Below are 6,028 nucleotides of genomic sequence, written 5' to 3'. Positions count from 1 at the left end.
CGTCGCCGGCCACGTCGTTGGTCTTGGTGGCGGCTTCCTTGAGCATCTGCGCGCCCATGTTGGCGAAGGGGTCTTCCAGTTCGATTTCCTTCGCCACCGTCACACCGTCATGCGTGACCGTGGGACCACCCCACTTCTTGTCCAGCGCAACGTTGCGCCCCTTGGGACCCAGCGTCGTCTTGACGGCGTTCGCCAGCGTATCCACACCGCGTTTCAGTTCACGGCGTGCTTCTTCCGAGAATTTGATTTGCTTCGCCATAGGCTCTCACCTCCCATCAGGCAGGTTGTTTTTCAAGCACCACTTTGGCGAGGATGTCGTTTTCGCGCAGCAAGAGATACTTGTTGCCCTCTTCGTCCTTGATTTCCGTCCCGGCATACTTGGCGTAAATCACGCGATCACCAACTTGCACGTCCAACGGGCGGCGTTCCCCGTTTTCCAGCAATTCGCCCGGACCAACGGCCACCACTTCGCCTTCCATCGGTTTTTCCTTGGCGGTTTCAGGCAGCACAATGCCGCTGGGCAACGTTTCTTCGCGTTCAATCGGGCGCACCAAAACGCGGTCGTGCAACGGTTGGATGATCATGTTCACACCCTCCCTTCGCATGAATTCTTGGAAAATCCGAGTGGTAGAAGTAAGCGGCGCGTATTAGAAACTCATTAGCATGTTGTTAGAAAGTTGTTAGCGGCGCGCCAACACCCACAGAATGCGTTGTTATTTTTCTGAGAGGCGAGGCGTCTGGCGCGCCCCCGCGTGCTTCAAACTTTCCCACTTTCGGCTATACTCTCCGGCTGACGATGAGAAAGACGAGGAGCACGGCGGTGTATCTGCGCACATACGCCCGTCAAAAACGCAAACGCACCACGCGCGTGATTTGGTTGTTGCTGGCGATAGCGTCGCTTTTGCTGGGGTTGGTCTATCTGCAACAGCAAAATCCCGCGCTCTTTCAATCGGCTGACGCCGACGCCACCCCTGCGGAAAGCGCAGCGCAACGCACCGCGCAGGAGTTTCTGGCGCTTGCCGACGCCGCGCTGGATGTGGGCAATCTCACCGCCGCGATGAACGCATGCGAGCAAGCCGTCGCCGCCGACCCCGAAAACGCCGTTGCCTACGCCCGCTGGGCGAAATTGCTGGCGCTGAATGGCAAAACCACCGAAGCTGTCTTGCGCGCCCAACAAGCCGTGACGCTCGCGCCGGATAACGCCGAAGCGCTGACTATCTACGCCATGGCGCTCGACTGGGACGGGCAATCCACCGAAGCCATCGAAGCCGCCCTGCAAGCCATTGAACTGGCGCCCACGTATGCACCCGCCTACGCCTACCTCGCCGCCGCCTACGCCGAAACCAATCGGCTCGACCTGGCGCTGGAAACCATTCAGCAAGCCCTCGACCTCGACCCGCAGTCGGTGGATGTGCTCATGAACGCGGGGTTTGTCTATGAAACGCTGGGGCAGTATGAGCGCGCGATTGCGTTTTATCAGGAAGCCATCGCCATCCAGCCCTGGCGGCATTTGTATGTCAAGGTGGCGCAGAATTTGCGTGTGTTGGGGCGCTTCGACGAAGCCGAAGCCGTTTTGCAAGAGGCGGTGCAGGTTGACCCGTTGAGCGCCCAACCCTGGGACGAACTGGGGCGCACGGCCTATTTGCGCGAGGAGTACGAGAAAGCCATCGCCTACTACAAACGCGCCATTGAAACCGACCCGCGCTACGCCCCCGCCTACGCCCACCTGGGGACGACCTACTACGTGCGCCGCAATTACGAAACCGCGATCGAGTATCTGGAACAGGCGATTTCGCTCGGCATGAGCACCGAGGAAGCCTATTACTTGCTGGGGCTTTCCTACGTTTTCCTCGACCAGTGCGACAAAGGCACGCCCTGGTTGGAACGTGCGCTCCAACTCAATCCCTCTTCCCCACCTGCTCAGCAAGGGCTTGAATTGTGCGCCGCCACGCCTTGATATCGTTTGGCGATTTTTTGACGGAAACAAGAAGCCCTCGCATAATGCTTTTACCCTGTTGACGCCCATCATTCGCCAGGAGGGCAGCCTATGTTTGCCAGGCATGACGACCTCACCGCAATCCACGGGATTGGTCCCAAAATTGCCGATGCGTTGGCGGCGTATGGGCTGGGCTCGTATGAGGCGTTAGCGCGCGCGACCCCCGAAGACATTCATGCTGTTCTGAAAGAAGTCGGCATTCAAGCCCCCGCCGACACTATTCGAACATGGCCGGCCGAAGCCGCGCGGTTGCTGGCTGAAAAGCCCGCTTCTGATGAAGCCGAAAGCCCACCGCCTGAGTGGCTGGCGTTTGCGCCCGCTGAGACCGCCGACGTGGAACCGTCTGCACCAGCCGAGACGGACGCCGACGACAAAGCGCTGGGGGCGTTGTTGGCGGAAACCGAAGGCGGTACGCCGCCGACGGCCGCCGAGGCGCACGAAGAGACGACACCCCAAACCGATTCTGAGGTGGAAGAGACCGCCATGACCGAAGAAGAGACCAAGCAGACTGAGCAGACCGAGCCGCAGACTGTGCAGAGCCATCAAACCGAGGTTGAACACACCGCCGAAGCCGACGCAGCGCCGCGTGTCGCCGCCGGGTGGCAACCGGCTTCCACGCCCGATGCGCCCCCGCCACCGCCGCCAACCGCTGAGGCGAGCGGGGATAGTGGGTTCGTGGGATGCCTGGGGCATATCGCCGCCGCGCTGGTCGGTGCGGTGCTGGGCGCGCTGTTGGTGCTGGGCATTCTCTGGCAACTCAACGGGACGCTGGTGTTCGACCGTGCGCGTGGCGTGCGCGACCTGGAAGCCCGCATGATTGCCGCCGAGCGGCATGTTTCCGCCTTGCAGCGTGATGTGCAAAGCCTGCAAGCCCAACTTGATGCGCTCGAAACGCAAGCCGCCACCTTGCGCATGTTGCAGGACGACCTGGAACGCCTGAGCGAAAATCAGGCCGCATTGCAATCCTGGCTTGAAACCAGCCAGAGTACGCTGGACACGCTCAGTGTGCAGGTGGAAGCCCTGCAAGCCGATGTCGAAGCGATGCAAACCACTGTGCAAACCCTGGACGCTTTCCTGGTGGGCTTGCGCGATTTGTTGCTCGAAGCCAAGCCGTTGCCTACACCAACGCCGACCTCGACACCCACGGCCACGCCGACGCCGACCAAGACACCCACCATCACGCCATCGCCAACCCCAACGGAGACGACAACGCCAACGGCGACCGCGACGCCGCGCGCCACACGGACACCCGCTGCCACGGCGACGCCAACCCCAACCCAGACACCCTAGGCGGTGTGGGCGTGAAAGAGGAGCAGGGGGGCGCATGCGCCTCCCACGTGAAAAAGGAGGATGCGTATGGCAACTGTGAACCAATCACTTCCGCAGACCGCCTCGCGTTCATTTGGGGCGCGTCTGCTGGGTGCGGTGTGGCGGCTTTTCAAACTGGTGTTCGCCCTGCTGTTGGGCGTGCTGTTGGGGGTGGCGCTCTGGTTTTTGGGGCTGTTCTTCGTTCAGAGCGTTGTCATTCCCATTCAGGAAAACAGCCGCGCGATTGCCGCACTCGAACAGACCCTGGAAACCGAACGCGAAGCCACCACGCAAGCCCTGGCTGAACGCGATGCCCGCATTGCTGAATTGGAGCAGGCGCTGGCGACGGAACGCAACCGCGTCGCGGCGCTGCAAGCCGAATTGGAAGCCACCAACGCCGACCTTGCCGACCTTGCCGCCGCCCAACGCACGACCGCCGACACGGTTGCCACCTTGCAACGCGACCTAGCGCGTGTGCGCACCACGCTGGACGAAACGCGCGAAACCGTTGCCGCGCTTGAAACCGCCACCGCCGACCTGGACGCGGCTTTGCAAACGCTCAGCGCGCAACTCGATGCGCTCGCGCTGGATGTGAACGCGATGAGCAGTGATATCGCCGATTTGCAACTGGCGGTTCTTGCGCCCACGGGACGCCTGGCGCAGGTGGAAACCCGTGTGGCAACGTTGCAAGCGGCGGCCACGCTGATGAACGCGCAACGTGAGGTGCAGGCGCGCAATTTCGGCAACGCGCGCACCTATCTCGCTTTGGCGGTTGAAGACCTGACCGCCCTGCGCGATGCCGCCACCGATGAGACACGCCGCGCCACGCTGGACAACGTGCTCGCGCGGCTTGCCGCACTCGAACCAACGCTCGACGCCGACCCGCTCGCCGCGGAAGCCGAATTGCTGGCGGTCTGGCGCACACTCATGCGACTCCCTTGAACAGGGGAAGCGAAGCAGACAACGGGGGCGGCGTCAATCGCCCCCGTTTGCGTTTAGCGATGCACCAGCGGCACAAAGTGCCATGTCGCCGGGGGACCTTCCAGCCGCAGAATGCGCCCACCCCGCTCCGCGATGTAGAGTTCGCCCGCGTTGTCTTCTCCAAAGGTGGTGGGGTTGTTCAACTCGCGCGAAAGTTCCTCCATGCGCCATGTTGCGCCGTTAGGCGTCGCCATCCAGAGCGCCCCACTGCAATAGTCGGCAAAAAAGTATGCGCCGTTGAGGTAGGGCAACGCTGCACCCCGATACACAAAACCGCTGATGACGGCGCAATGTTGCCATACGCCGCCGGGCGTATGCGCGTATTCCAGAATGGGGAATGTGAGTGCTTCAACCGGTGTGCCGGCGCATGAGGCGGCGGCATTGCCATAGGGATGAGCGCCCTCGTAGCAATCCCACCCGTAATTTTCGCCCCCTGAACTGTTGGCTGGCTGGCGGTTGATTTCTTCCCATTCATTTTGCCCCACGTCGGCAATGTAGAGGTCGCCCGTCGCGCGGTCGAAACTGAACCGCCACGGGTTGCGCAATCCATACGCCCAAATTTCATCGCGCGTGTTGGGGTCGCCGTCCTGGGCGAAGGGGTTGTCGGGGGGAATGGCGTAGGGGAGCGTCCGCACGTCGAGACGCAGCACCGCCCCCAGCAAGGTGCTCAGGTCTTGGGCGTTGTCGAATGGGTCGCCTACACCGCCCCCGTCGCCGAGCGGGATGTACAAGTACCCATCAGGTCCGAAGGCGAGGTCGCCGGCGTTGTGCCACTGGTTCGGTTGCTCTTGTGAGAGGACTTCGACGGCGCTGTTCGGATCAGCCTGGTTGGGGTCGTCGGGGCGGGTTTGGTAGCGTGCCACAACAGTGCGCCCGTCCGGGGTGGCGGTGTAGTTGACGTAGAAGAAGCGGTTTTGCGCGTAGTCGGGGTCGAAGACAAGCCCCAACAACCCTTGCTCGTTGCCGCCGGATTCCACCAGGGCGCTGATGTCGAGGAATGGGGGTGTGCGCACACTGCCGTTTTCGACGATGTGGATGCGCCCCGCTTGCTCCACGACGAACAGGCGTGTATCTGTGGCGACCCCGGTGGCGGCAATATCGCTGACGCGCCAAAAGCCGCTGGCAACTTCTGTCAGGGTCAACGCGGTGTTGGGGGTGGCGTGGCTGCTCGTATTCGCGTCAAGCAGGTGGAATGTGAGCAGGAGGGCGAGGAGGGCGAGAAAAAGAGATGCCGTTTTCATAAAAACTCCTTACCAATGCAAAAAACAAGGGGGCTTTGGCCTATTTGCCTTTCTCTTCATACCCTTGTACGCTCAAAAATGCAAAATGAGTATCAAGGAGGGAACAATGTCACGCTTGCCTGCTGAATACGCCGATTTGTTTGCAGATGAGACCAAAGCATTGGGATTTTTGGCGACCGTCATGGACGACGGCACGCCGCAGGTGACGCCTGTCTGGTTTGATACGGAAGGCGATGTGATTCGTGTCAACACTGCGGTGGGGCGTGTGAAAGAACGCAATTTGCGCGCCCGCCCCTATGCCGCCATTGCGATTGTTGACCCGCAGAATCCGTACCGCTACGTGCAAATCCGTGGTCCGGTGACGCTGAGCGAGGAGGGCGCGGATGAGCACATTGACCGCCTTGCCCAGAAGTACCTGGGGCAGGAGCGGTATCCATGGCGTGCCGGCGAGACGCGCATTATCGCCCGCATTACGCCGGAGCATGTGCAGACGATGGGGTAA

General features: G+C 61.4%; 7 protein-coding genes. 4 read left to right on the top strand and 3 right to left on the bottom strand.

All coding sequences use genetic code 11. The annotated features are described in order from the left end of the window. Positions 1-259 (bottom strand): TCP-1/cpn60 chaperonin family protein (locus tag SE16_RS07945; protein WP_330218587.1); only part of this gene is annotated, 259 nt, incomplete at its 3' end. Positions 260-275: 16 nt separating this feature from the next. Next, positions 276-584, bottom strand: a complete 309-nt coding sequence (locus SE16_RS07940) for a co-chaperone GroES (protein WP_290670041.1) — start codon at positions 582-584, stop codon at positions 276-278. A gap of 236 nt (positions 585-820) precedes the next feature. Between SE16_RS07940 and SE16_RS07935 the strand changes: the two genes are divergently transcribed. From SE16_RS07935 to SE16_RS07925, 3 genes are all read left to right on the top strand, one after another. Further along, positions 821-1,957, top strand: a complete 1,137-nt coding sequence (locus SE16_RS07935) for a tetratricopeptide repeat protein (RefSeq protein WP_054492507.1) — start codon at positions 821-823, stop codon at positions 1,955-1,957. A 90-nt stretch (positions 1,958-2,047) separates the two neighbouring features. Next, positions 2,048-3,286, top strand: a complete 1,239-nt coding sequence (locus tag SE16_RS15765; protein WP_054492508.1) for a helix-hairpin-helix domain-containing protein — start codon at positions 2,048-2,050, stop codon at positions 3,284-3,286. Positions 3,287-3,352: 66 nt separating this feature from the next. Further along, positions 3,353-4,246, top strand: a complete 894-nt coding sequence (locus SE16_RS07925) for a coiled-coil domain-containing protein (protein ID WP_054492509.1) — start codon at positions 3,353-3,355, stop codon at positions 4,244-4,246. Positions 4,247-4,299: 53 nt separating this feature from the next. On the opposite strand, the gene SE16_RS07920 is transcribed toward SE16_RS07925, so the two are convergent. After that, the gene (locus tag SE16_RS07920; RefSeq protein WP_054492510.1) at positions 4,300-5,526 is read right to left on the bottom strand and encodes a PQQ-dependent sugar dehydrogenase; all 1,227 of its coding nucleotides are present in this window, start codon (positions 5,524-5,526) and stop codon (positions 4,300-4,302) included. Between the two features lie 106 nt (positions 5,527-5,632). Here SE16_RS07920 and SE16_RS07915 point away from each other — a divergent pair, with 106 nt between their 5' ends. Further along, complete coding sequence (locus SE16_RS07915; protein ID WP_054492511.1) at positions 5,633-6,028, top strand: PPOX class F420-dependent oxidoreductase; 396 nt, start codon at positions 5,633-5,635, stop codon at positions 6,026-6,028.

The sequence above is a fragment of the Ardenticatena maritima genome, assembly GCF_001306175.1.
Classification (GTDB): Bacteria; Chloroflexota; Anaerolineae; order Ardenticatenales; family Ardenticatenaceae; genus Ardenticatena; species Ardenticatena maritima.
This window is presented reverse-complemented; position numbering and strand designations above follow the sequence as displayed.

Coding starts and splice junctions, on each gene's coding strand:
- SE16_RS07940 (WP_290670041.1), bottom strand. CDS start 584: ATGATCATCCAACCGTTGCACGACCGCGTTTTGGTGCGCCCGATTGAA.
- SE16_RS15765 (WP_054492508.1), top strand. CDS start 2,048: ATGTTTGCCAGGCATGACGACCTCACCGCAATCCACGGGATTGGTCCC.
- SE16_RS07925 (WP_054492509.1), top strand. CDS start 3,353: ATGGCAACTGTGAACCAATCACTTCCGCAGACCGCCTCGCGTTCATTT.
- SE16_RS07920 (WP_054492510.1), bottom strand. CDS start 5,526: ATGAAAACGGCATCTCTTTTTCTCGCCCTCCTCGCCCTCCTGCTCACA.
- SE16_RS07915 (WP_054492511.1), top strand. CDS start 5,633: ATGTCACGCTTGCCTGCTGAATACGCCGATTTGTTTGCAGATGAGACC.